18 protein-coding genes are annotated in these 24,793 nt (G+C 65.5%); 10 read left to right on the forward strand and 8 right to left on the reverse strand.

Annotated elements, in window-relative coordinates; translation table 11 throughout:
* Positions 1–139 precede the first annotated feature (139 nt).
* Positions 140–2,788: a DNA mismatch repair protein MutS gene (gene mutS / locus AmiPiv_RS22785; protein ID WP_340041303.1), complete on the forward strand. Its 2,649-nt coding sequence runs from the start codon at positions 140–142 to the stop codon at positions 2,786–2,788.
* 123 nt (positions 2,789–2,911) lie between these two features.
* On the opposite strand, the gene AmiPiv_RS22790 is transcribed toward mutS, so the two are convergent.
* Genes AmiPiv_RS22790 through AmiPiv_RS22800 form a run of 3 tightly spaced genes read right to left on the reverse strand, consistent with a single transcriptional unit; the run spans position 2,912 to position 6,479 of the window.
* Positions 2,912–3,397 (reverse strand): PIN domain-containing protein, encoded by a 486-nt coding sequence (locus AmiPiv_RS22790; RefSeq protein WP_340041171.1) that lies wholly within the window; start codon positions 3,395–3,397, stop codon positions 2,912–2,914.
* Between the two features lie 11 nt (positions 3,398–3,408).
* Positions 3,409–5,937, reverse strand: a complete 2,529-nt coding sequence (locus tag AmiPiv_RS22795; protein WP_340041174.1) for an N-6 DNA methylase — start codon at positions 5,935–5,937, stop codon at positions 3,409–3,411.
* On the reverse strand, positions 5,934–6,479 hold the full coding sequence (locus tag AmiPiv_RS22800; protein ID WP_340041176.1) for a hypothetical protein: 546 nt from the start codon (positions 6,477–6,479) through the stop codon (positions 5,934–5,936). The genes AmiPiv_RS22795 and AmiPiv_RS22800 overlap by 4 nt, the downstream gene beginning before the upstream one ends.
* A 466-nt stretch (positions 6,480–6,945) precedes the next feature.
* On the opposite strand from AmiPiv_RS22800, the gene AmiPiv_RS22805 reads away from it, so the two are divergent.
* Positions 6,946–7,254 (forward strand): DUF6958 family protein, encoded by a 309-nt coding sequence (locus tag AmiPiv_RS22805; RefSeq protein ID WP_340041178.1) that lies wholly within the window; start codon positions 6,946–6,948, stop codon positions 7,252–7,254.
* A gap of 60 nt (positions 7,255–7,314) precedes the next feature.
* Here the strand turns inward: AmiPiv_RS22805 and AmiPiv_RS22810 are convergent, their stop codons facing one another.
* Positions 7,315–7,668: an antibiotic biosynthesis monooxygenase gene (locus AmiPiv_RS22810; protein WP_340041180.1), complete on the reverse strand. Its 354-nt coding sequence runs from the start codon at positions 7,666–7,668 to the stop codon at positions 7,315–7,317.
* Between the two features lie 127 nt (positions 7,669–7,795).
* Here AmiPiv_RS22810 and AmiPiv_RS22815 point away from each other — a divergent pair, with 127 nt between their 5' ends.
* Positions 7,796–8,689 carry a LysR family transcriptional regulator gene (locus AmiPiv_RS22815; RefSeq protein WP_340041182.1) on the forward strand — a complete coding sequence of 298 codons (894 nt, stop codon included), beginning with the start codon at positions 7,796–7,798 and terminating at the stop codon, positions 8,687–8,689.
* 19 nt (positions 8,690–8,708) lie between these two features.
* On the opposite strand, the gene AmiPiv_RS22820 is transcribed toward AmiPiv_RS22815, so the two are convergent.
* On the reverse strand, positions 8,709–9,311 hold the full coding sequence (locus AmiPiv_RS22820; RefSeq protein WP_340041184.1) for a YdeI/OmpD-associated family protein: 603 nt from the start codon (positions 9,309–9,311) through the stop codon (positions 8,709–8,711).
* Positions 9,312–9,585: 274 nt separating this feature from the next.
* Between AmiPiv_RS22820 and AmiPiv_RS22825 the strand changes: the two genes are divergently transcribed.
* Positions 9,586–12,054, forward strand: coding sequence for an EAL domain-containing protein (locus AmiPiv_RS22825; protein ID WP_340041186.1), 2,469 nt, complete (start codon positions 9,586–9,588; stop codon positions 12,052–12,054).
* A 13-nt stretch (positions 12,055–12,067) separates the two neighbouring features.
* On the opposite strand, the gene AmiPiv_RS22830 is transcribed toward AmiPiv_RS22825, so the two are convergent.
* From AmiPiv_RS22830 to AmiPiv_RS22840, 3 genes are read right to left on the reverse strand one after another with little or no spacing between them, the layout of a single operon-like run.
* Positions 12,068–12,907, reverse strand: a complete 840-nt coding sequence (locus AmiPiv_RS22830) for an aldo/keto reductase (protein ID WP_340041188.1) — start codon at positions 12,905–12,907, stop codon at positions 12,068–12,070.
* Positions 12,908–12,941: 34 nt separating this feature from the next.
* Positions 12,942–13,337 (reverse strand): CopM family metallochaperone, encoded by a 396-nt coding sequence (copM, locus tag AmiPiv_RS22835; RefSeq protein ID WP_340041190.1) that lies wholly within the window; start codon positions 13,335–13,337, stop codon positions 12,942–12,944.
* Between the two features lie 52 nt (positions 13,338–13,389).
* Positions 13,390–15,873, reverse strand: coding sequence for a heavy metal translocating P-type ATPase (locus AmiPiv_RS22840; protein WP_340041192.1), 2,484 nt, complete (start codon positions 15,871–15,873; stop codon positions 13,390–13,392).
* Positions 15,874–16,038: 165 nt separating this feature from the next.
* Here AmiPiv_RS22840 and AmiPiv_RS22845 point away from each other — a divergent pair, with 165 nt between their 5' ends.
* The 6 genes from AmiPiv_RS22845 (at position 16,039) to trpS (ending at position 24,768) form a co-directional block, all read left to right on the forward strand.
* On the forward strand, positions 16,039–18,840 hold the full coding sequence (locus AmiPiv_RS22845) for a [protein-PII] uridylyltransferase (protein WP_340041194.1): 2,802 nt from the start codon (positions 16,039–16,041) through the stop codon (positions 18,838–18,840).
* A gap of 183 nt (positions 18,841–19,023) precedes the next feature.
* Positions 19,024–20,616 carry a murein biosynthesis integral membrane protein MurJ gene (gene murJ, locus AmiPiv_RS22850; protein ID WP_340041196.1) on the forward strand — a complete coding sequence of 531 codons (1,593 nt, stop codon included), beginning with the start codon at positions 19,024–19,026 and terminating at the stop codon, positions 20,614–20,616.
* A gap of 207 nt (positions 20,617–20,823) precedes the next feature.
* Positions 20,824–21,366 carry a dTDP-4-dehydrorhamnose 3,5-epimerase family protein gene (locus AmiPiv_RS22855; protein WP_340041198.1) on the forward strand — a complete coding sequence of 181 codons (543 nt, stop codon included), beginning with the start codon at positions 20,824–20,826 and terminating at the stop codon, positions 21,364–21,366.
* Entirely contained in the window at positions 21,359–22,282 is a 924-nt protein-coding gene (locus tag AmiPiv_RS22860) for a Gfo/Idh/MocA family protein (protein ID WP_340041200.1), read from the forward strand. The genes AmiPiv_RS22855 and AmiPiv_RS22860 overlap by 8 nt, the downstream gene beginning before the upstream one ends.
* A complete protein-coding gene (locus tag AmiPiv_RS22865; RefSeq protein ID WP_340041201.1) occupies positions 22,279–23,610 on the forward strand; it encodes a glycosyltransferase family 2 protein in 1,332 nt (443 codons plus the stop codon). The genes AmiPiv_RS22860 and AmiPiv_RS22865 overlap by 4 nt, the downstream gene beginning before the upstream one ends.
* 90 nt (positions 23,611–23,700) lie before the next feature.
* Positions 23,701–24,768, forward strand: coding sequence for a tryptophan--tRNA ligase (gene trpS, locus AmiPiv_RS22870; RefSeq protein WP_340041202.1), 1,068 nt, complete (start codon positions 23,701–23,703; stop codon positions 24,766–24,768).
* Positions 24,769–24,793: the final 25 nt, after the last annotated feature.

Below are 24,793 nucleotides of genomic sequence, written 5' to 3' on the forward strand. Positions count from 1 at the left end.
CGCCAAGCAGAGGGGTGGGTTTGCTTTTTTTGAAGGGCCGTGCGTGAACGACCGACCGACCATCGCCGCGGAAGCTGACTTTGGGGAAGTTCGGGGGGATTCCCGGGCCGACGCCCAGGTGCATGCGGCGCCGACGCCGATGATGGAGCAGTATATCGAGATCAAGGCGGCGAACCCGGATTCGCTCCTGTTCTACCGCATGGGCGACTTCTACGAGCTGTTCTTCGACGACGCCGAGAAGGCGAGCCGGGCGCTCGGCATCGTGCTCACCAGGCGCGGCAAGCACCAGGGCCAGGACATCCCGATGTGCGGGGTGCCGATCCATGCGGCGGACGACTACCTGCAGAAGCTGATTTCCCTCGGCTACCGGGTGGCGGTGTGCGAGCAGATCGAGGATCCGGCCGAGGCCAAGAAGCGCGGCTCGAAGTCGGTGGTGAAGCGCGACGTGGTGCGGCTCGTCACGCCGGGCACGATCACCGAGGACAAGCTGCTCGCGCCGGCCGAATCCAGCTTCCTGATGGCGCTGGGACGGGTGAAGGGCGCGGGCGAAGCGGCCCTCGCGCTGGCCTGGATCGAGATTTCCACCGGCATCTTCCGCGTCGCCGAGACGACGGCGGAGCGGCTCGCCGCCGACATCTTCCGCATCGACCCGCGCGAGCTGATCGTCGCCGAGCCGGCGTTCCACGACGAGGATCTGCGCCCGACGTTCGACCTGGTGGGGCGCATCGTCAATCCGCAGCCGCCGAGCCTGTTCGATTCGACGTCTGCGCCGCAGCGCATCGCGCGCTTCTACGACGTGGCGACGCCGGACAGCTTTGGCGCGTTTTCCCGCGCCGAGCTGTCGGCGATCTCGGGCGCCATCGCCTATGTCGAAAAGACGCAGAAGGCCGAGCGGCCGCCGCTGTCGCGCCCCGAGCGCGAGCAGGCGGGCACGACGCTGTTCGTCGACCCGGCGACGCGCGCCAATCTCGAACTGCTGCGTACGCTGTCGGGCAACCGCGACGGCTCGCTGTTCCGCGCCATCGACCGCACGGTGACCGGCGGCGGCGCGCGTCTCCTGGCCGACCGGCTGATGTCGCCGCTGACCGATCCGGAAGCCATCGGCGCAAGGCTGGACGCGGTGTCGTTGTTCATGGGCGAGACCAGGCTCAGCGAAGCGGTGCGCCTCAGCCTGAAGGGCGTGGCCGACATGCCGCGGGCGCTGTCGCGACTGGCGCTCAACCGCGGCGGCCCGCGCGACCTGGGTGCGCTGCGCTCGGGTTTTGCGGCGGCGCGGACCATTGCCGGGCTGTTTGCCGGGGCGGCGCTGCCGAAAGAGCTGGCGACGGCGATCGCGGCGATATCGGCGCTGCCAGAAAACTTCGCCGACCATCTCGACGCCGCCCTGGGAGAAGAACTGCCGCTGCTCAAGCGCGACGGCGGTTTTGTCCGCGCGGCCTACAATGCGGAACTCGACGAGATGCGGGCGCTGCGCGACCAGTCGCGGCGGGTGATCGCCGGCATGGAGCGCGACCTGATCGAGGAGACGGGCATCCGCTCGCTCAAGATCCGCCACAACAACGTGCTCGGCTACTACATCGAGGTGACGGCCAACAACCAGGCGGCGCTGAACGGCACCGACGAGGCCAAGGCGCGCTTCATCCACCGCCAGACCATGGCGAGTGCTATGCGCTTCACCACCACGGAGCTCGCAGGTCTCGAGACCAAGATCGCCAACGCCGCCGACCGGGCGTTGACCATCGAGCTCGCCGCCTTCGACCAGCTGGTAGGCGAGGCAGTCGGCCACGCCCAGGCGATCCGCGCAGGCGCTGATGCGCTGTCGGTGCTCGACGTGTCGCAAGCCCTTGCGCTGCTCGCCCAGAACGAGGCGTGGTGCCGGCCCGAGGTCGACGCCAGCCTCGCCTTCGACATTTCGGGCGGACGCCACCCGGTGGTCGAGCAGTCGCTCAGGCGCGAGGCGGCAGCACCCTTCGTCGCCAACGACTGCACGCTCTCGCCCGACGGCAACGACAGATGGGGCGCGATCTGGCTGCTCACCGGCCCCAACATGGGCGGCAAGTCGACCTTCCTGCGCCAGAACGCGCTGATCGCCATCCTCGCCCAGATGGGTTCTTTCGTCCCTGCGACCAGCGCCCATATAGGCGTGGTCGACCGGCTGTTCAGCCGCGTCGGCGCCTCCGACGACCTGGCCCGCGGGCGCTCGACCTTCATGGTCGAGATGGTGGAGACGGCCGCCATCCTCAACCAGGCGGGCGAGCGCACGCTGGTCATCCTCGACGAGATCGGCCGCGGCACCGCCACCTTCGACGGCCTGTCGATCGCCTGGGCGGCGGTCGAATACCTGCACGAGAAGAACCGCTGCCGGGCGATCTTCGCCACCCATTTCCACGAGCTGACCGCGCTCGCCGGCAAGCTCGGCCGCCTGCACAACGTGACGATGCGGGTGAAGGAGTGGGAAGGCGAAGTGGTGTTCCTGCACGAGGTGGGCAAGGGTGCCGCCGACCGATCCTACGGCGTGCAGGTGGCCCGCCTCGCCGGCCTGCCAGACGCCGTGGTGGCGCGGGCCAAGGAGGTGCTGCACCAGCTCGAGGAAGGCGAGACCTCGGGCAAGGCCAACAAGCTCGTCGACGACCTGCCGCTGTTTTCGGTGGCGATGAAGCGCGAGACGCCCAAACCCGTCGCCAACGACGCGCTGACCAAGGCGCTCGAAGGGCTCAGCCCCGACGAGATGACCCCGCGCGAGGCGCTGGACGCGCTGTACAGGCTGAAGGGGCTGGCGGGGAGGTAGGGCGAGGGCAGACAACGAAAAAAGGCGTAGTCCCCGCTTACTCTGAGCCCTGCCAGCGCGATGTCCTGCACCGCCTGCAAGCAAATTGGCAATGTCGCAGGCCAGACCGCCAAGCGTCAAAGCTCAGACGAGATGAACGCGCAGTTGCGATACCGCGGGTGCAATGACATCAACGAAATCTGTGTCTGAGGTCATAACCACGAGGTTGCGCTCTACAGCTTGTGCTGCAATCCAAAGGTCATTTTCGTCGATCTGCAGCATCTTGCTGGTGACACGATCGGACCAGGCTTCCACCCAGCGAACGGACTTGCTGGAGATGTTCACCCTTTGGTTGGCAATGCTAGATTTCACCAATCCAAAAGCGTCGGCGGTGTGGCGATTGACCTGTGCCAGCGGGTGGTCCTCGGTTCTTTCAATGCACAATTCAATGTGCCGGGTCGGCTTGCCCGCCGCTTTTGATAGTGCCAAGCCGTAGCGCAGCTCGCCCAGGGTGATGGCGGAGATTATCTTCACCGACGCTGGATCAAGGTTTGCAACGGCGTTGCGAACCGCATCATGGTTGGGACGTGCTGCATCATAGAGGACGGAGACGAGATTCGTATCCAGCAAATAAGAATCCATCAATGGACGTACTGCCTCAACAGTTCAACCTCATCATCAGGCGCAGGAGTGAATACATCAAGAGCCCAGCTGCCTCGATTCTCTTTGACCATCGGACCAATATACTCATGGAGCGGCAGATAGGCGGTAAAGTCTTCAGGAATCCATTCCACAAAATTATGATCTACGCGTCGACCGGAACATCCACGGAAGAACTCGAGCAACTGTCGCTCAATGCGCGGTGGCAGGTCGTACGCCTTTAGAACTTCAGCATCTATTCCGATGAGCAAGCTGTTGAGCAGCTGAGTACGCCCTTCAGAGGTATGGATTCGCCCCTGCAGCTCACTGCGAGCGTCGCGATACTTTTTCACTGCAGCAACGATCCTAGAAAAGTCACCCCTCGGCATGGGGATCGCCTCAAGCAGCTCTTTGGTAATGTGCTGATCGGACGCGTGCTCGGTCAAAAAGGCATTCGCAAGCGGGCCATTTAAGACCGCCTCAATGACACCGAGGGGAAGCTCTGTCATTTTGGGCCAGATCCCAACAAATGCCTGAGACACAACAAGCCCTGCGTCGTCTGCCGACGCGGCGAGGCGCCACGGCCCCCGCGAAAGCCTAGTGACGTTGGAAATCACCTTGGGCCGGTCCCAGGCCCGACTGAGGGGTGCCGGCCGATCTGCCTCCTTAGGGTCCATGTTGAGGAACTCGAACTGGTCGAGTCCGAACTGGTGAAGCGAACGGGACGGCCTTACCACGCCCAGCGCGAACCCCGCTCGTGGCTCCGCGGAAACACCGCGGTCTTTCTTGCGCCACTTGAGACCCTTGTAGATGTCGGCCATAGCACCGAGCCGGGGCATCCGGGCGACAAGCTCCCAGAGTTCATCAAGTTCACCGATCCAGAGATCCCCAGCCGTTACGGCCCTGACGCCGCGGCGTTCCGAGGTGAGCTTGCCATTCGCCAGAAAGCTGAGCCGGTCTCGGTCTGCCACCACGCTGGAAACCAGTGCGACGGCGCTGCCAGGCGCGTCTTGCCCATCTGTGTCGCTGCTCGGATTGGCCGACGGATAGGCGTTTGCAGGTCGCAACTCACTCGCAATGAGAACCGATGCTTCAAGTCCAGCGCGCTGAAAAATTCGATCTGGAAGAGCCGTTAACTCTATCCGCTGATACTGCTCAGCAAGCGCCTGGCGCAAAGCACCATATTGCTGTTGCCGCAAGAACCCCCGAGGCAGCACAAAGCCTAGACCCTGCGGGCGCGCCGCTATGGCAGCCCGCAGAACCGCCATGGGCTTCGAGATCGAAGAACCCGCAAGGTGGTCGTACCGAGTGCGTTCCTCTAGGCCGAAATCCTCCCAGGGTGGATTACAAAAGACAATTGTGGCCGAGGCTAGGTGAGTATCGAGAACTTCGTGCTCGAACAGGTCTGCATTGGCGATCTTCCAGCCGTTCGCATTGGGATAGTCAGCAAGGATTAGCGAAAGCGTGGCAACCTCGCAGGCAAATGAATCAATCTCGGCTCCTCTGATCCTTTGTACCAACAATGCATGACGCTCGGCGGCTGTGAACTCTTGGGGCAGCAAATCCCTTAGGTGCCGAAGCGCAGCAACGAGGAAGACGCCGGCGCCCGAGAAAGGCTCGACAATGGTTAGGTCCCTCATGTCGAAGCGGCTGAGATCGAGACGATTGACGACATATTCGGCCAACTGCCAGGGGGTACTATGAGTTCCGAAGCGTTTGCGAGTATCGGTGGTGACCAGTGTGTTCTCATAGATGAAGGCGAGACTGTCCGAAGAAATGTTTCGGAAATTGATAGCAACCTTCAGCTTCTGCCAAGCCTTAGCCGCCTCGACAGGCACCAGCACCTCGTCCCGACCGCGGGCAAAGCGGCTGAGGCCATAATAGTTCTCGATGCCGTAAAGCACCGCCTCGACGCTCGCGTCATGCCACCCGGTTGCGATTGGGTGCTCGCGGTCGAGTAGAATCTTGGCGGCCAGCAGACGGAACGTGGTTCGAAACACTGATTCCTCAGCATCCCTGCCTGCCATGAGGTCGCCAACGACGTCGCGCAGAAGCACGTCGAGCTTGGTTTCTACCTCGTGCTCGATCGCCTGCAAGAGACCTAGATCAACGAAGTCATATTGATAGCCGCCTTGGTTATGGCCAAGCGATTTGGCTCGATGCACGGCCAGTGGCTGCCAGCGCTCGGCATAGCGCTCGAAGAGGGCCGGAATGTCATCGAGGCTTACGCGCTCGATGAGTTGGGGAGCCCCAGCAACGCCTACCCGCCACACTCCGATATCGTCATGGCCGATCGAAAAGAGGATGGGCGCCCCTAGTGCGCGGTGTTCGTGCAGTCTCCCCTCGTCTGAGACGACCCCAAAGGCGGCATAGCGATAGGATTCCGGCACCTGAGTAAAGACCGCAAGCGCCACACGCCGCGCCTCCCCATTTGGGGACAGGACGTCGGCAAACGTATAGTCGCGGATCATCGCCTCGGCGCTGTAGCCTAGATTTCCCAACTCAGTTTGGAGGATATTGAGCGTGTTCATCGTCGTTCCTCCATGCGGAGGATTTCGGTTTTGGTTCGGCCGATTTCGGTTCGGCGAAGATCAGGTTGGTCTAGTACGGACGCCGTCTTGAGCCCAACGACGGGAAAAAGGGTAAGCTGGGCAACCGGCTCAGGCAGCCCAAGGCCTTGCGATAGGACGGCGAGGTGAGGGTCAAGCTGCAGCACAATTGCGTCCTCACCTTCCCTTGCAGCGGCCACTCTGGGCGTCACCAACTCGGCTCTGGCGTCGCCATAAACGACTAAACTCCCGCCCCACAGGGCGTGAAAAGATAGGCCATCGAGGCTCCCGCGCAGCGCCTGCAGCAATTCCCGGTGAGCTTCGAGCTCAACATGGAACCGAACTCTGAGCACAGAGGCGAGGCGCAGGACGAGCAGGCTCTTCCAAGAAAACTGTGCCTGACTGCCGCGCTTTTGCGCCGGAACGTCCGGCCTTACGAAATCTCTGCGGACCGTCCACTCCCGTAGCTGGTCTGCTGTGAGACCAGTCATGGCAGGGACATCGCGGCTCTTGATAAGGCGCATGCCAACTCCACCTCGGGTATAGCGACCGACCTAGAGAACGGGTACCATACCCGAATTACCAGGTAAAGACGGTGTGATTGAGCGACTTGCAGATTTCAGCACGCAATCTGAGATCTACTCAGCTTTGTCTTAGGGATGAACGCCACAGTCGGCTTGCGGCCAAAATCGTTTCGGCCCCCTGCCCCTCCTGCCGGCCACCATTGCACCCCCGGCAACTCCGGCGACACTGCCTCGCGAGGAGAGAGGCAGCAAAGATGCATGAGGTCGTGACACTGGAGGGCTGGTCGTCGCCGATTGTGGAGGCGGTGACGCGGACCAGGTTTGCCACCATGCGGCTCGATGAAGACGCAGCCGGATGGTTGCCGGGACGTGGTGATTTTCAGGAACGCGGATGCGACCACCGTGCTGCGCAACGGGCTGAGCACCTCGTGCCGTCACCCATGACCATGCCGCCGGCGACGAGATCTTGGCGATCGCCTTCAAGGCGAGCGGCTTCATGCCGCTGATGCCGGGCGAGATGATGCGCGCGGCGCTGCTATCGGTGCTGCCCGCCGCTTCTCCAGGCCTGACGGTGGCCGAGGCCGGCCCGCTCCCGCTGTTGCCGGAAGCGCTGTTTCCCGGCGGCGACAAGGCCGGCTGGTGGCTGAAAGCCGCGCAGCTCGACCTCGAGGCGCAGGGCATCGTGCGGCGCGAGGCGAGCAAGCCGCTGAGGCTGCACAGGGCGCGAGAACGCGTCCAGCCCGGACACAGCCGACCCCAGCCATCGCCGCAATGAAGTCCGGTACCCGGCGAGGCAGAACACTCGCCGGGCACGGCATCGTCACGACCTAGGCCACTACCTGTCCGCGCGCTTCGGCATCACCAGATCGTCGACGGTGTAGACGTGGAATTCGCTCGACGAGACGGTGTCGAGCTTGCGGAACTTCTCGACAAAGGCCGGATCCGAGAAGAACTCGTCGACATTGCCCGCTCCCTGGATGGCCTCGATGTTGACCACCGTCTTGCAGTCGGTGCTCTTGGCGAGATTGCTCCAGAGGAAGCCTTCCTTCCGCTCGGCCACATAGTGCACGACGTCCTGGATCAGCCGGAACGCTTCCTCCTGCCGGCCGGGATGGGCGTGGATGACATTGACGACGAAGGTGGTCGGCTGCGGCTTGTCGGTGAAGCCGGCTGCGAATTTCTTGTCCAACTGAAACTCCTGTGTCGCTGGGACGCGGCTTGCCTGCCGCACGACGACTGGATATCGGGGCAAGGATATCGGATAAATGGTCCGGTATTCGCTACAGACCGGCAATTTTTTCCGCAATCGAGGCAGAATGGACAGGCTCGGATCGCTCGATGTCTTCGTGCAGGCGGCCGAGGGCGGCAGCTTCGTCGCGGCGGGCCAAAGGCTCGGCCTGTCGAGTTCGGCGGTCGGCAAGGCCGTGGCCCGCCTGGAAAAGGACATGGGGGTGCGGCTCTTCCATCGCTCGACGCGCAGCATGGCGCTGACCCAGGAAGGCAGCGTGTTTCTCGACGCGTGCCGGCGCATCCTGGCCGAACTCGATGCGGTGCAGGCGGAACTGTCGAGCGCGCACACTATCCCGCGCGGGCCGCTGCGGGTCAGCCTGCCGCTGACCGGGATGCTGTTGATGCCGGCCATCTCGGCGTTCATGCGGGCCTATCCCGAAGTGTCGGTGGACCTCGACTTCACCGACAGGCTGGTCGACGTGATCGAGGAGGGGTTCGATGCCGTGATCAGGACCGGCGAGGTCCGCGACAGCAGGCTGATGAGCCGCAAGCTCGGCACGTTCCGGCACCGGATCGTGGCTGCGCCGCGCTATCTCGAGGCGGCGGGAACACCGCGGGTTCCCGAAGACCTTCTGCAGCACAGGTGCCTGCATCACCGCTATCCGAGCACCGGCAAGCTGGAACCGTGGCCGCTGCTGCGGGACGGCGAGGAGCTGCGCCTCGACCTGCCGACGACGCATGTGGCCAGTACCTTGGAGCCGCTCGTCCACCTCGCCGAGGGCGGCTTCGGCATTGCCTGCCTGCCACCCTTCGCGGTTGCGGCCGAGATCGCAGACGGCCGGCTGCAGACGCTGCTCGACGACCACCTCGCGCCGACGGGCACATTCAGGGTGCTGTGGCCGACAAGCCGCTACCTGTCGCCGAAGGTGCGCGTCTTCGTGGATTTCATGGCCGCCAACCTGTTTCCCGACCCGGCCTGAAGCCGCGGGCTGCCGGGGGTCACGGCTTCAGCTTCTGCGGATAGATGGTCTCGCCGCGCTTCAGCATGTCGACGAAGGCCGCGATCTTGTTCCTGCGGCCGGCTTCCGTCTTCATGTTGTGGACGCGGAAGGCGAGCGCGAAGCGGTTCTGCTCGCTGAGCCTGGCGAGCATCGCCTTGGCCTCGGGCACGGCATCGATGGCCGCCTGGAGGTCGTCGGGGATCTTCATGTCCTTGCCGCTCCTGTAGGCGCGATCCCAGCGGCCGTCGGCCTTGGCCGCCTCGACATGGGCGAGGCCGTGCGCGGTCATGCGGCCCTCCGCGATGAGGCGGGCAACGTTGTCGACGTTGATCTGGCTCCACACGCTCTTGCTGCCGCGCGGCGAGTAGCGCTGCAGGAAGCTCTTGTCGTCGAGGCCCTTGCGCAGGCCGTCGATCCAGCCCCAGCACAGCACCACGTCGATCGCCTCCCTGGGCGTGATCGACGGCAGGCCGGAGGCGACCTTGTGGATCCTGATCCAGACCTCGTCGGCCTTGTCGTGGTTGGCGCCGAGCCATTGGTAGAAGCTCGCCGCATCGCGGAACTCGCGGACCTTTTCGGGATCGACCCTGACCGGCGCCATCAGCCGATGCCCCCAAACACAGCGACCACCAACATTCGCATGCCCGTTCCTCCGCCGGCACGCCGGGCGCTTGTTGCCGAGGCCGGACCGTCGCACAGGACGGAAGTCGCGTCGACGGGTCCAGCCAACGATGCCGGTGGAATTCGGCACGGCCGCAGCAACTCGAAGCTTTCCGTGAAGGGAATCTTAAAGCCTGTTCACGTAGCAACTGCATGTATTGCCGCAAGAAGTGCGGAAACGAGAAGCCGGGGGGCGAGTTCGTTTCGCAGTACATGTGAACACCAAGAACGACACCAGATCCAGGTTCAGGCTGTTCGGGCTGCTTTGGCCCTTCATCGTCGTCGTGCTCGTCCAGACGATCATCGCCGGCGCCAGCCTCTACATGCTGTCGGCGGTCCGCGCCTATGTCGCGGGGGAAAGCGCGTGGTCGAAGGGCCAGCGCGACGCCATCTACTACCTGACGCTCTATGCCGACACCGGCGACCAGCAGTATTTCGACCACTTCCGGCAGGCCATCGCGGTGCCGCTCGCCGACCGCGAGGCGCGGCGCGCCATGGAACGGGCGGACCGCGACTACGGCGCCGCCGTCGACGGCTTCCGGCGCGCCGGCAACCACCCGGACGACATTCCCGCGCTGATCTGGCTGTTCCTCAATTTCCGCAACGTGAGCTACCTGTCCAACGCCGTGCAGCGCTGGGTCGATGCCGATCCCAAGATCCAGGAGATCGCAGCACTCGGCGAGGCGATCCATGCCGATTTCGCCGCCGGACAGGTCTCGCCCGCCCGGAGCGCCGACTGGAAGCTCAAGATCCACCGCCTCAACGAACAGACGACGCCACTGGCCGACGCATTCTCGCAGTCGCTCGGACGCGGCTCGCGCGCCGTCGCCGGCCTGCTGCTCGGCGTCAACGCGCTGACGGCCAGCCTGTTGATCCTGCTCGCCATGCGGCGTACCGGCAGGCTGCTCGAGCAGCGCGAGGCCTTCGAAAGCGCGCTGAACGCGGAGCGCGAGCGGGCCCAGATCACGCTCGGCTCGATCGGCCAGGCGGTGATTTCGACCGACGCGGCGGGCCGTCTCGACTACATGAACCATGCGGCAGAGACGCTGCTCGGCTGGCGCAGCGACGCGGCGCGGGGCACTCCGCTCGATCGCCTGTTCCGACTGGTCCGGGAAGAGACCGGCGAGGAGGAAGAGGGGCTGATCGAGCGCGTGCTGGCGGGCGAGCCCTATGACGGCAGCGGCGTGCCGCAGCAGCTGGTGCGGCCCGACCGGTCGACGGTGGCCGTGTCGCTCGCGGCGTCGCCGCTCTATGTCGGGCAGAAGGTCACAGGCGCGGTGCTGGTGTTCCACGACCGCACCAAGGAGCAGGAATTCCTGGCGCGGCTGTCGTGGCAGGCGACGCACGACATGCTGACCGGGCTCGCCAACCGGCGCGAGTTCGAAACGCGGCTCAAGGCGTCGCTCGCCGGCCTGGCCAGGCGGCCGGCGGAGCATGCGCTGATGTATCTCGACCTCGACCAGTTCAAGGTCGTCAACGACACCTGCGGGCATGCGGCCGGCGACGAGTTCCTGCGCAAGATCGCCACCGCGCTGAGCCAGCAGCTGCGGCATGGCGACCTTTTGGCCCGGCTGGGCGGCGACGAGTTCGGAATATTGATGGAGAACTGCCCGAGGAAGCCGGCGACGGCCGCGGCCGAGCGGCTGCGCCACGCCGTGGAGGAGCTGCATTTCGGGTGGGACGGCCGCACGTTCAACTCCAGCGCCAGCATCGGCGTCGTCGGGCTTTCGGATGCGACCCTGTCGCTGGAGCAGATCCTGCGCAGCGTCGACGTCGCCTGCTACCTGGCCAAGGACAACGGCCGCAACCAGGTGCAGTTCCGCGAGATCGGCGACCCCGAACTCGAGCACCGGCTGGGCGAGATGGCCTGGGTGCAGCGGCTGCGCGAGGCGCTGGAGCAGAACCGCTTCCGCCTCCACGCCCAGGAGATCGTGCCGCTCGATCCCGGACGCGCGGAGGGCGGCGCGCATGTCGAGCTGCTGGTCCGCCTCGTCGACGCCGACGGCGCCGTGGTACCGCCCGGCGCGTTCATTCCGGCGGCCGAGCGCTACGGGCTGATGCCGCTGATCGACCGCTGGGTGGTGCGCTCGGCGCTCGACACGCTGGCCGCCCAGGCCAGGGCTGGCGATTCCGATCCCATCGCCACCTGCGCCATCAATCTCTCGGGCGCGAGCTTCGGCGACGAGAGCTTCGTCAACTACGCGCTCGAACAGTTCGAGCGTACCGGGGTCGCGCCGGCGACGATCTGCTTCGAGATCACCGAAACCAGCGCCATTGCCGACCTCGACGCGGCGGCCCGCTTCATCAAGGCGCTGCAGGCGCATGGCTGCCGCTTCTCGCTCGACGATTTCGGCTCGGGCATGTCCTCCTTCAGCTACCTCAAGGCGCTGCCGGTGGACTACCTCAAGATCGACGGCGGCTTCGTCAAGGACATGCTGGTCGACCGCATCGACCGCGCCATGGTGGAGATGATCCACCATATCGGCGAGGTGACGGGCAAGCGCACGATCGCCGAGTTCGTCGAGAACGACGACATAGCAGCCGCGCTGCGAGGCATCGGCATCGACTACGGCCAGGGCTTCGGCATCGCCCCGCCCCGCCCCTTCGGCGCCCGCTATGTCGGGATCGCGCCGCGCCTGGCCCTGCCCGAGGCCGGAGGACCGGACCTGGCGCTGGCGAGCTGAGAAGGGCTGGCGCTCAGATCATCTCCAGCGGTCGCTTGCGCGCCGGCGGCGCGAAGAGACCGTCGAGTTCGGCGATATCCTCGGGCGTCAGGCAGATGTCACGCGCGGCAGCGTTCTGGCGGACATGTTCGAGGCGGCTCGCCTTCGGGATGGCGATGACGCCGTCCTGGGCGAGCACCCAGGCGAGCGCGACCTGCGCCGGGGTGGCGCCGTGGCGGGCGGCGATGCCGCGCAAGCCCCGGTCGCGCGCCAACTCACCCTGCTCCACCGGCGAATAGGCCATGACCGGCATGCCGCGGCCGCGGCACCAGGGCAGAAGGTCGAACTCGATGCCGCGCCTTGTGAGGTTGTAGAGCACCTGGTTGGCCTGGGCGTTGCGCCCGCCCTGGAGCCGTTCGAGCTCCTTCATGTCCTCGGTGTCGAAGTTGCTCACGCCCCAGTGGCGGATCTTGCCCGCCCGACGCAGCTCCTCGAAGGCGGCGACTGTCTCGGCGAGCGGCACGCCGCCGCGCCAATGCAGCAGGTAGAGGTCGATGCGGTCGGTACGCAGGCGCTTCAGGCTGGCCTCGCAGGCGCGCAGCACGCCGCTGCGCGAGGCATTGCTCGGCAGCACCTTGCTGACCAGGAAGAGCTTTTCGCGGCGGCCGGCGATCGCCTCGGCCACGATCTCCTCGGAACCGCCATCGCCATACATCTCGGCGGTGTCGATCAAGGTCATGCCGAGATCGATGCCGAGCTTCAGGGCGGCCACTTCGTCGGCCGCCCTGCGCCGGTCCTCGCCCATCATCCAGGTGCCCTGGCCGAGCACCGGCACCAACTCGCCGGAAGGAAGCGTGGTGGTGGCAATAGGCATGACGGGTTCCTTTCCTGGGTCGATCCCGCCCAGCTTACATGGGCGGGTTGGCCTGAAGCCAGGCCTCCATGCGCTTGATCTCGGCCTCCTGGGCGGCGATGACCTCCTCGGCGAGCTTGCGCATCTCCGGATTCTTGCCGTTCTCCAGCTGGACCTTGGCCATGTCGATGGCGGCCTGGTGATGCGGGATCATGCTGCGGGCGAAGTCGACATCGGCGTTGCCCGAGTACTCCATCGACGTCATGGTCTCGTGCATCTTGTCCATGGCCGCCTTGTAGGCCTCGGTCGCCGCACTGTCCGCCGCCGGCGCGGCCATGCCGCTCATGTTCATGCCGCTGTGGTCGATCTGGGCATAGCCGGTGCCGATCGCGGCAAGGCCGACGATCGTCGCCGCCGACAGGGCAAGCGCGGTCTTTCGTACAAACGTCATTACAGTCTCCTCGTTGAACTCGTCCAAACGCCCGGGAACCGGATCGGCTCCATCACAGCTTCAGACTGCGCAGCCGCAGCGAATTGCTGATGACTGAGACGGACGAAAGGGCCATCGCGGCGGCGGCGATCATCGGCGACAGAAGCGTGCCGGTGATGGGGTAGAGCACGCCGGCGGCGATCGGCACGCCGAGCACGTTGTAGACGAAGGCGAAGAACAGGTTCTCCTTGATGTTGCGGAGCGTGCCCTTGGCCAGGCGCCGCGCCCGGACGATGCCGGTCAGGTCGCCCTTGACCAGGGTGATGCCGGCACTCTCCATGGCGACGTCGGCGCCGGTGCCCATGGCGATGCCGACATCGGCGGCGGCGAGCGCGGGCGCGTCGTTGACGCCGTCGCCGGCCATGGCGACGCCCTCGCCCTTGGCGCGCAGCTCGTCGATGAGCGCCTTCTTGCCTTCGGGCAGCATGTCGGCGCGGATCTCGTCGATGCCGAGCTTCTGCGCGACCGCCTTGGCAGTGCGGGCATTGTCGCCCGTCGCCATGATGATGCGCATGCCGAGATCGTGCAGGTTGCGGATGGCCTCGGCGGCGGTCGCCTTGATCGGATCGGCGACGGCCACAAGCCCGGCCGGCTTGCCGTCGACGGCGACGAACATGGCGGTCTTGCCCTCGGCGCGCAGCGCATCGGCACGGGCCGACAGGCCGGCGATGTCAAGGCCGAGATCGGTCATCATGGCGGCGTTGCCAAGCGCGATCTTGCGCCCCGATACCGTGCCGGTGACGCCCTTGCCGGTGACCGACTCGAAGTCCTGGGCCTCGGGCACGGCGACGCCGCGCTGGCCCGCGCCGTCGACGATCGCCTCGGCAAGCGGATGCTCCGACCCCTTTTCGAGGCCGGCGGCCAGCGCCAGCAGCTCGTTTTCGGCCATGCCGTCGGCGACGACCACGTCGGTCAGCTGCGGGCGGCCTTCGGTCAGCGTTCCGGTCTTGTCGACGATGAGGGTGCTCACCTTGGAGAAACGCTCGAGCGCCTCGGCGTCCTTGATCAGCACGCCGGCCTGGGCGCCGCGGCCGGTGGCGGTCATGATCGACATCGGCGTGGCGAGGCCGAGCGCGCAGGGGCAGGCGATGATCAGCACCGCCACCGCCGAGACGATGGCGAAGACCATGCTCGGCTGCGGCCCGACGAGTGCCCAGACGATGAAGGAGGCGATGGCGATCAGCACCACGGTCGGCACGAAATAGAACGACACGAGGTCGGCGAGCCCCTGGATGGGGGCGCGGCTGCGCTGCGCCTTGGCGACCATGTCGACGATCTGCGACAGCACGGTGTCGGCGCCGACCTTCTCGGCACGCATGATCAGCGAGCCATTCTTGTTGAGCGTGCCGCCGGTGAGCTTCTCGCCCTCGACCTTCTCGACCGGAACCGGCTCGCCAGTGATCATCGATTCGTCGACCGAGGAGCGGCCTTCGAGCACGACACCGTCGACGGGGATGCTGTCGCCGGGGCGGACGCGCAGGCGGTCACCGCTGAGAACTTCTTCGAGCGGCACCTCGCTTTCGCTGCCGTCATCGGCAATGCGGCGCGCGGTCTTGGGCGCGAGGTCGAGCAGGGCGCGGATGGCCGAGCCGGTGCGCTCGCGCGCCCTGAGTTCCAGAACCTGGCCGAGGAAGACCAGCGTGACGATCACGCTGGCCGCCTCGAAATAGACCGGGACGGAGCCGCCATGGGTGCGGAACTGCTCCGGAAACAGGTCGGGGAAGAGCGTGGCGACGACGCTGTAGGCGTAGGCCGCGCCGACGCCGAGCGAGATCAGCGTCCACATGTTGGGACTGCGGTTGCGGAACGAATCGAGGCCGCGATCGAAGAACGGCAGCGCCGCCCACAGCACCACGGGCGTGGCGAGCAGGAGCTCCAGCCAGGCGGTGACCCGCTCGCCGATCCACTCGCGGACGGGCAGGCCGACCATCGCCCCCATGACGACGATGACCAGCGGGATCGACAGCGCCGCGCTGATCCAGAAGCGGCGGGTGAAATCGACCAGCTCGGGGCTCGGCCCCTCCTCGCCGGTGGGCATCATCGGTTCGAGCGCCATGCCGCAAATCGGACAGGAACCCGGCTTGTCGCGGATGATCTGGGGGTGCATCGGGCAGGTGTACTGCGTGCCGGCGGGCGCGGCCTGCGCCGCGGGCTTGCCGCCGAGATACTTGGCCGGCTCGGCCTTGAACTTGCCCTCGCAGGCCGGCGAGCAGAAATAGTAGCTGGAACCCTCGTGCTTGAGGAAATTTTTGGCGCTGGAGCGATCGACGCTCATGCCGCAGACGGGATCGGTGGCGCTGATGTATTTTTCCGGCTCCTTGACAAACTTGTCACGGCAGCCGGCGCTGCAGAAGTGGAACAGGTGGCCCTCGCGCTCGAGCGTCGGCTTGCCGGCGGCCGGGTCGACGACCATGCCGCAGACCGGATCACGAATCACATCTTGCGCCGCTTCGGTGCCTTTCGAAGAATGTCCGTGGTGCTGGTGATGTTCATTCATAAGTAAGATCCACGCTCCTGTTGCCGAATCGAGCATAATGTCTCCAGTAGGTGGAAGGTCAACGCGCCATCCTGCCTCCCGGTTCGCCCCGGGGCGACGGGCCATACCCATGGCGGAAAAATCGCGCTATAGACGCGGCCTCAAGGGCGAGGCCAGCCGAGGCACATGACGAACATTCCGCTCAAGCTCGATCAGCTCATCGACGCGGACGAACTGCGCCGCCAACTCACCGCGCTGACCGCGGCGACGGGCGGCGACGGCACCGATCCGGCGATCCGCGCCAAGGCGCTACTGCTGTTCAAGGAGCGGGTCGCCGCCGGCAAGAGCGTCGCCGAACGGATGCTGATGGAGGACGAGGGCGGCACCGCCTGCGCGACGCGCATCTCGCACCTCATGGATGAGGTCATCCGCGTCCTCTACGACTTCGCCGTCACCCATGTGTACCGGGCCAAGAACCCGTCGCGCGCCGAGCGCATGGCGATCGTGGCGGTCGGCGGCTACGGCCGCGGCACGCTGGCCCCGGGCTCGGACATCGACCTGCTGTTCCTGCTGCCCTACAAGCAGACGCCGTGGGGCGAGCAGATCGTCGAGTACATGCTCTACATGCTGTGGGACATGGGGCTGAAGGTCGGCCACGCCACCCGCAACATCGACGAGTGCATCCGGCTCTCGCGCACCGACATCACCATCCGCACGGCGATCCTGGAGGCGCGCTACGTCTGGGGCGAGAAGAAGCTCTGCGAGGAGCTGATCGAGCGTTTCGACAAGGAGCTGGTGAAGGACACGGGCGCCGAATACGTGCAGGCCAAGCTCGCCGAGCGCGACGGCCGCCACGCCAAGGCCGGCGAGAGCCGCTACCTGGTCGAGCCCAACATCAAGGATGGCAAGGGCGGCTTGCGCGACCTGCACACGCTGTTCTGGATCGCCAAATACTACTACCGCGTCCGCACCGGCGCCGAGCTGGTCGACAAGGGCGTGTTCAAAGAGGGCGAGTACGGCCAGTTCGTCGAGGCCGAGGACTTCCTCTGGGCGGTGCGCTGCCACATGCATTTCCTCACCGGCAAGCCGGAGGAGCGGCTGCATTTCGACATCCAGCGCGAGATCGCCGAACGGCTGGGCTACACGACGCAGCCCGGGCTGTCGGCGGTCGAACGCTTCATGAAGGACTACTTCCTGGTGGCCAAGGAAGTGGGCGACCTGACCCGCATCTTCTGCGCGGCACTGGAGGAGGAGCAGGCCAAGGACGCGCCGGGCTTCCACGGGCTGCTGCAGGGATTTACGCGGCGGCGGCGCAAGCTCGCCGGCACCAGCGACTTCATCATCGACAACCAGCGCATCAACGTCGCCGACGACAAGGTGTTCGAGCGCGACCCGGTGAACATGCTGCGCTTCTTCTGGTTCGCCGACCGGCACGGACTGGAGCTGCATCCCAATGCGCTGAAGCTATTGACCCGCTCGCTGGGGCTGGTGGACCGGGGGCTGCGCCGCAACGAGGAGGCCAACCGCTACTTCCTCGACATCCTGACCTCGGACCGCAATCCCGAGCTCAACATGCGGCGCATGAACGAGGCGGGGCTGCTCGGGCGGCTGATCCCCGACTTCGGCAAGATCGTCGCCATGATGCAGTTCTCGATGTACCACCACTATACGGTGGACGAGCATCTGCTGCGCTGCATCGGCGTGCTGTCGGAGATCGAGCACGGCGACGGCGAGAAGATCCACCCGCTCAGCCATTCGCTGATCGGCGGGCTGAAGAAGCAGCGCGAGGTGCTCTATGTCGCGGTGCTGCTGCACGACATCGCCAAGGGACGGCCCGAGGACCATTCCGAGGCGGGCGGCAAGATCGCGCGCCGCATCTGCCCGCATATGGGGCTTTCGCCGTCCGACACCGAGACGGTGGCATGGCTGGTCGAGAACCACCTCGCCATGTCGATGACGGCGCAGACTCGCGACCTCAACGACCGCAAGACCATCGACGACTTCGCCGACGTGGTGCAGTCGGTGGAACGGCTGAAGCTGCTCCTGATCCTGACGGTGTGCGACATCCGCGGTGTCGGCCCCGGGGTGTGGAACGGCTGGAAGGGCCAGCTGCTGCGCACCCTCTATTACGAGACCGAGCTTCTGCTCACCGGCGGCTTCTCGGAGCTGTCGCGGGCCGAACGCACGGCCGCGGCGCGCGAGACGCTTGCCGCGGCACTCGAAGCCTGGCCGGAGAAGGCGCGCGGGAAATACGTCAAGCTGCATTACGAGAACTACCTTCTGACCGTCGACCTGGACGACCAGAAGCGGCACGCCGAGTTCATCCGCGCCGCCGACGAAGCGGGCAAGCAGCTGTCGACAATGGCGCGGACGCGCCAGTTCGAGGCCGTCACCGAGATCACGGTTCTGGCGCAGGACCACCCGCGGCTGCTGTCGGTGATCGCCGGCGCCTGTGCCGCCGCCGGCGGCAACATCGTCGACGCGCAGATCTTCACCACCGCCGACGGCCGCGCGCTGGACATCATCCTGATCTCGCGCGAGTTCGACCGCGACGAGGACGAGCGCCGCCGCGCCGAGCGGGTGGGCGGGCTGATCGAGGACGTGCTTTCGGGGCGCGCCTGGCTGCCGGAAATGATCGCCAAGCGGACCAAGCCCAGGCGCGGCCACAAGACCTTCCGCATCCAGCCGCGGGCCGAGATCCGCAACGCGCTGTCGAACCGCTTCTCGGTGGTCGAGGTCGAGGGCCTCGACCGGCCGGGCCTTTTGTCGGAGATCACCGGCACGCTGTCGGACCTGTCGCTCGACATCGCCTCGGCGCACATCACCACCTTCGGCGAGAAGGTCATCGACACCTTCTACGTGACCGACCTGACCGGCCAGAAGATCGACAACCCGACCCGGCTCGAGAATATTCGCGCCCGCCTCATCGCCACGATGGAAGGCCCCGCCCACGAGCGCGCCAGAACCAAGGCAGCGGCTGCGGAATGACGGTGGCAGCTTGCATTTTACGACGCCCCCTCACCCGGCCTCCGCTTCGCTCGGCCACCCTCTCCCCGGCGAGGAGAGGAGGTTGAGACAAATCGCGCCAATTTTGCCCGATTCACTTGGGCGTATTCAGCCTTCGCGTGAGGGGGACAGGGCCGGCACCAGCAACCAGCAACGGACAATCCTTTGAGCCTTGTGAAAAAATTCGCAACCGTCGCGTCGGGCACGCTGATGAGCCGGGTGCTGGGCTTCGCCCGCGAGATGCTGATGGCGGCAGCCCTCGGCACCGGCCCGGTGGCTGACGCCTTCTATGCGGCGTTCCAGTTCCCCAACACGTTCCGCAGGCTGTTTGCCGAAGGCGCCTTCAACGCCGCCTTCGTGCCGCTGTTTGCCAAGGAGATCGAGGCCAATGGCGTCGAAGGCGCCAAGCGCTTCTCGGAAGAGGTGTTCGGCGCGCTGTTCTCGGCGCTCCTGGTGCTGACCATCGCCATGGAGCTGGCGATGCCGCTGATCGTGCGCTTCGTGGTGGCGCCGGGCTTCGCCGACGATGCCGGCAAATACGGCCTGACCGTCGCGCTGGCCACGATCATGTTCCCGTATCTCATCTGCATGTCGCTAGCGGCGATGATGAGCGGCATGCTCAATTCACTGCGCCGCTATTTCGCCGCGGCGGTGGCGCCGGTATTCCTCAACATCATCCTGGTCGGGGTTCTGGCCAATGCCTGGTACAACGGCCATGACGGGCTGAAGGTCGGCTATGCGCTGGCGTGGGGCGTGCTGGCGGCGGGGCTCGTGCAGCTCGCCATCGTCTGGATCGCGGTGCGCCACGCCGGCGTCTCGATCGGCTTGCGCCGGCCGCGGCTGACGGCCAACGTCAAGCGCCTGCTGTGGCTGGCGCTGCCCGCCGCGATTACCGGCGGCATCACCCAGATCAACACGCTGATCGGCACGGCAATCGCCTCGGGGCAGGACAGCGCGGTGTCGTCGCTCAACCTCGCCGACCGCATCTACCAGCTGCCGCTCGGCGTGGTCGGCGTCGCGGTGGCGATCGTTCTGCTGCCGGAACTGGCGCGGGCGCTGAAGGCCGGCAACATGGTCGAGGCCTCCAACCTGCAGAACCGTTCGGTCGAGTTCACGCTGTTCCTGACCCTGCCGGCGGCGGCGGCGCTGCTGGTGATCTCCGAACCGATCATCCGCGTGCTCTACGAGCGCGGCGCCTTCGGCGCGCAAAGCACCGAGGTGGTGTCGTCCATCCTCGCGATATTCGGCCTCGGCCTGCCGGCCTTCGTGCTGATCAAGGCCTTCACGCCCGGCTATTTCGCCCGCGAGGACACCCGGACGCCGATGGTCTTCGCGGCGATCTCGGTGGCGGTCAACATCGCCACCGCGCTGATCCTGTTCCCGTCGATGGGCGCGCCGGGCATCGCCACCGCCTCGGCGCTCGCCGGCTGGGTCAATGCGGGGCTGTTGCTCGTCGTCCTGGTGCGGCGCGGCCACTGGGGCCGCGATGCCGGCCTGATGCGGCGCATCCCCCGCCTGGTCATCGCCGCCGCGGCAATGGCGGGCGCGCTGTGGTTCGCGGCCGACGCCGCCGGGCCATGGCTGGGCTCGAGCGTCCCGCTCTACACGCAGGCGACGGCGCTGCTGGCGCTCGTACTGGGCGCGATGGTCGTCTACTTCGCCGTCGCCTTCGCCATCGGCGGCGCCGACATCGGCATGATCCGGCGGAATGTGAGGCGGAAATCACCCACTGCGACAACGCCGACAGAAGCGGAATGACCGGTGCCAGAACCGCCTAGCTCCAAGCCTCGCGAGAGCTTTACGGCATAGGGGCTGCGTCCTGCCGCGTTCGATCCTCGGCGTCGTAGAAAAGGCCGAGCGATGGCGCAGGACCGCTCCCAGATTTGCAGTTACGTCGACGAAGTGATGGGCTATATCGGGTCAGCTTCGGCATGACTGTCGGCCAAAGTACGGAGGGGGGAGCGCATGAGACTACCGGAGGGATGCGTCGTCCGCGACCTGGCCACGCACATGGACGATCGCGGTGATCTGACTGAGATTTTCAGGCTTGAATGGGGCACCGGCATAGAGCCGGTACAATGGAATTTCGTGCGCAGCGAAGCCAATGTGCTCCGAGGCGTGCATGTCCATGTCGTCCACTCCGATTATCTGGTGTGCATGGAGGGATCGATGGTCCTGGCGCTCGTCGACATCAGGCCGGAATCGCCAACGCATGGCCTGTCGACCACGGTTGTCCTCAAAGGCGAACGCTTGCAAGCCGCCCTCGTGCCGCCCGGCGTGGCGCATGGCTTCCATTTTCCTGACCGTTCGAGCCTCTGCTATTCAGTCTCCCACTATTGGAATCTCGTCGACGAGATCGGCTGCCGATGGGATGACCCAGCGCTCGGGCTCGACTGGCGGGTTGTCGACCCCAAGCTGTCGCCGCGCGATACCAACGCCGGCACCGCAGCCGAGATGACTCGGCTGTTCCTGGACGAACGCCAGCGGCTGAGCATGGCCCATGACTGACATGCCCTATGTGGGGCTGGTCGGCTGCGGTGGCTGGGGCCGCCTCATCCTTCGCGACCTCAAGTCGCTCGGCGCGATGGTCGCCTGTGTAGCGCCGGGCGAACGATCGCGCTCCAACGCCGAGGCGAATGGCGCCGATCTCATCGTCTCGCGCCTGGAAGACCTGCCGGTTGTCGAGGGTGTGGTCGTCGCAACCCCCAGCAACAGCCACGGCAGCGTGCTCCTGCGCCTGTGCGAGCGTAACGTTCCGCTCTTCGTCGAGAAGCCTCTGACTTCAGATCATGCGACAGCCAAGCTGCTCGCGGAGACTGCACCCGACAGGATCTTCGTGATGGACAAGTGGCGCTATCACGGCGGCATCGACCGCATCGCACAATTCGTAAGAAGCGGCGAACTGGGCGACCCGATTGGTCTCAGACTGTTCCGGTTGGGCTGGTCGATGACGCACAACGAAGTCGATCCGATATGGAACCTTCTGCCGCACGACCTGTCGATCTGCCTGCACGTGCTGGATGACCTTCCACCCGTCGTCACGGCTTTCAGCGACGGGCTAGGCCCTGCTACAAGCGGTTTGGTCGCATTGCTGGCGCGCGATGGCGGGCCCCGCGTCGTCATTGAAACCTCGGCCCATCATCCCGTGAACCGACGCGCCGTCATCCTGGCGTGCAGCAGGGGAACCGTGACGTTGAACGGCAGCATGGACGAAGAACTGATCCTGCGTCGCGGCACTCCCGATGACCTCGGCGCACCTGAAATCAAGGTGCCGATCACCACAGACATGCCGCTCAAAGCGGAACTCGCAGCCTTCCTAAGCCACCTGCGCGGCGGACCTGCGCCCATGAGTTCGGCGATGGAAGGTGCGCTCATCGTGGAACGCGTCTGCGATATCCGCAGCAAGGCGGGCCTGCCGGGATGAGCGCCAGTCCGGGCATCATTCCGCAACCAACGTTCTCGGTCGTCATGGCCGCCTACAATCGTGGCCGTCACATCCTTCCGTCGATACGATCCGTGCTGGCCCAAAGCCTGCAGGACTTCGAATTGCTGATCATCGGCGATGCATGCACCGACGACACTTCGGAAGTGGTGGCATCGGTCGGCTCGCCAAAAGTAAGGTGGTTCAACCTGCCGGAGCGAGGCGGCAGCCAGTCCTTTCCCAACAACGAAGGCATTGCCCGCGCGGTTGGACGCCACATCGCCTATCTCGGTCACGACGACATCTGGGCACCGAACCACCTCTCGGCGCTGGCCGACCTGTTCGAGAGCGACCCGACGGCGGATTTTGCGATCAGCGGGACCATCTATCACGGACCGCGTGCCAGCAACTATCGTCTGGTCACCGGCATTTTCGACGACAGCCGCGCCGCCTCGGAGCATTTCTTTCCGCCGTCGAGCGTGGCGCACAAGATCGACGTCGTCGACCGGATAGGAAGATGGCGGGCTCCGTCGGACATCGTTCCCCCTGTCGACGCGGAATTCCAGCTGCGTGCCGCAGGCGCGGGCATGCGGTTTGTCTCAACGCAGCACATCACGGTGCACAAGTTCGCTGCAGGCCACCGCTACCTGTACTACCTGAAACAGGCCTCGGACGAACAGGCGCGCATGCTCCGCCGCATGAGTTCGCCGGGCTATGCAGGCTATGTGGCGTCCGAGCTGGCAAGATCGAAGGCTTCGGGCACCTTCATGACGGCACGGTTTCCGAGCTTCGATAGCTACTCCAAGGGGCAACTGGCGGAGCTGAACGGCAGAAACAGGGGCGTTGTCAGGCCGGAGCTCAAGCCGCTGCTGGGGCCGGAGATAATCCGACAGGACAACCACACCAGGGCGCTGGACTGGCTGCCCAATGCGAGCGACCCCGACTGGATACGTTGGGTCGGCTGCAATCCGCGGCCCAAGCTGCTCGTGCCATTCAAGGCTTCGGAGCCGGTCGCCGTCAGGCTGAGCCTTTGGCATCGCGACCCGCAGGCACTGAAATCCCTGAAACTGTCAGTCAATGACGCTCCGACAAAAGCGCGGATCGGCCGGCTGCGCCAGCGCGGCAACCTCTGGAAGGCCAAGGCGTCGCTCGATGTGCGGCTCAAGCCGGACGACTACACCATCCTGGAGCTGCACCTCAACAAGCTGCAGCGGCCAACCGCGCAACGCCCCGGACTGGGCGTAGCCAAGATCGAAGTCACGCCATCGAGCTGGCGCGGTCTCCTTGGGCGCCTTGCAAAGCTGGCCAGCTCGATCAGCTCGGCGCGCTGACGCCACTTGCCCGCTCCCGCGCCTTCGTCCATAAGCGCCACTCGCATTTCGCCGCGCGCGAAACGGCCCTCCACAAGCCACGGGATCAACATGACCGCCTTCAAGCCCCTCGTCTTCTCCGGCGTCCAGCCGACCGGCAACCTCCATCTCGGCAACTATCTCGGCGCCATCCGCAAGTTCGTCGCGCTGCAGGAAACCAACGACTGCATCTATTGCGTCGTCGACCTGCATTCGCTGACCGCGCAGCTCGTCCATGACGACCTCGAAGGCCAGACGCGCTCGATCACCGCGGCGTTCCTGGCTTCCGGCATCGATCCCAAGAAGCACATCGTCTTCAACCAGGCCCGCGTGCTGCAGCACGCCGAGCTCGCCTGGATCTTCAACTGCGTGGCGCGCATCGGCTGGATGAACCGCATGACGCAGTTCAAGGACAAGGCCGGCAAGGACCGCGAGAACGCCTCGCTGGGCCTGCTCGCCTATCCGAGCCTGATGGCCGCCGACATCCTGCTCTATCGCGCCACGCATGTGCCCGTCGGCGAGGACCAGAAGCAGCACCTGGAACTGACCCGCGACATCGCCCAGAAGTTCAACAACGACTTCTCGTCGCGCATCGCCGATCTCGGCATCGGCGTCGAAATGCAGGTGGGCGAAGAGACGGTCAACGGCTACTTCCCGATCACCGAGCCGATCATCGGTGGGCCGGCGGCACGCATCATGAGCCTGCGCGACGGTTCGAAAAAGATGTCGAAGTCGGATCCGTCCGACCTGTCGCGCATCAACCTGACCGACGACGCCGACACGATCTCGAAGAAGATCAAGAAGGCCAAGACCGATCCGGAAGCGCTGCCGAGCGAGACCGACGGGCTGAAGGAACGTCCCGAGGCGGAAAACCTCGTCGGCATCTATGCCGGCCTCGCCGACATGTCGAAAGAGAATGTGCTCCGGGAGTTCGGCGGCCAGCAGTTCTCGGTGTTCAAGCCGGCACTTGCCGACCTCGCGGTCGACAAGCTGGCGCCCGTGGCCGGCGAGATGCGCCGCCTGATGGCCGACCCCGGCCATATCGACGCCGTGCTGCGCGACGGCGGCGACCGGGCGCGGGCGATTGCCGAAGTGACGATGAAGGACGTGCGCGACATCATCGGCCTACTAGGCGACTGACAGCGTCCCGGCGCCGGCCTGCTTG

This window comes from Aminobacter sp. Piv2-1, assembly GCF_037625995.1.
In the GTDB taxonomy this organism is placed as follows: domain Bacteria; phylum Pseudomonadota; class Alphaproteobacteria; order Rhizobiales; family Rhizobiaceae; genus Aminobacter.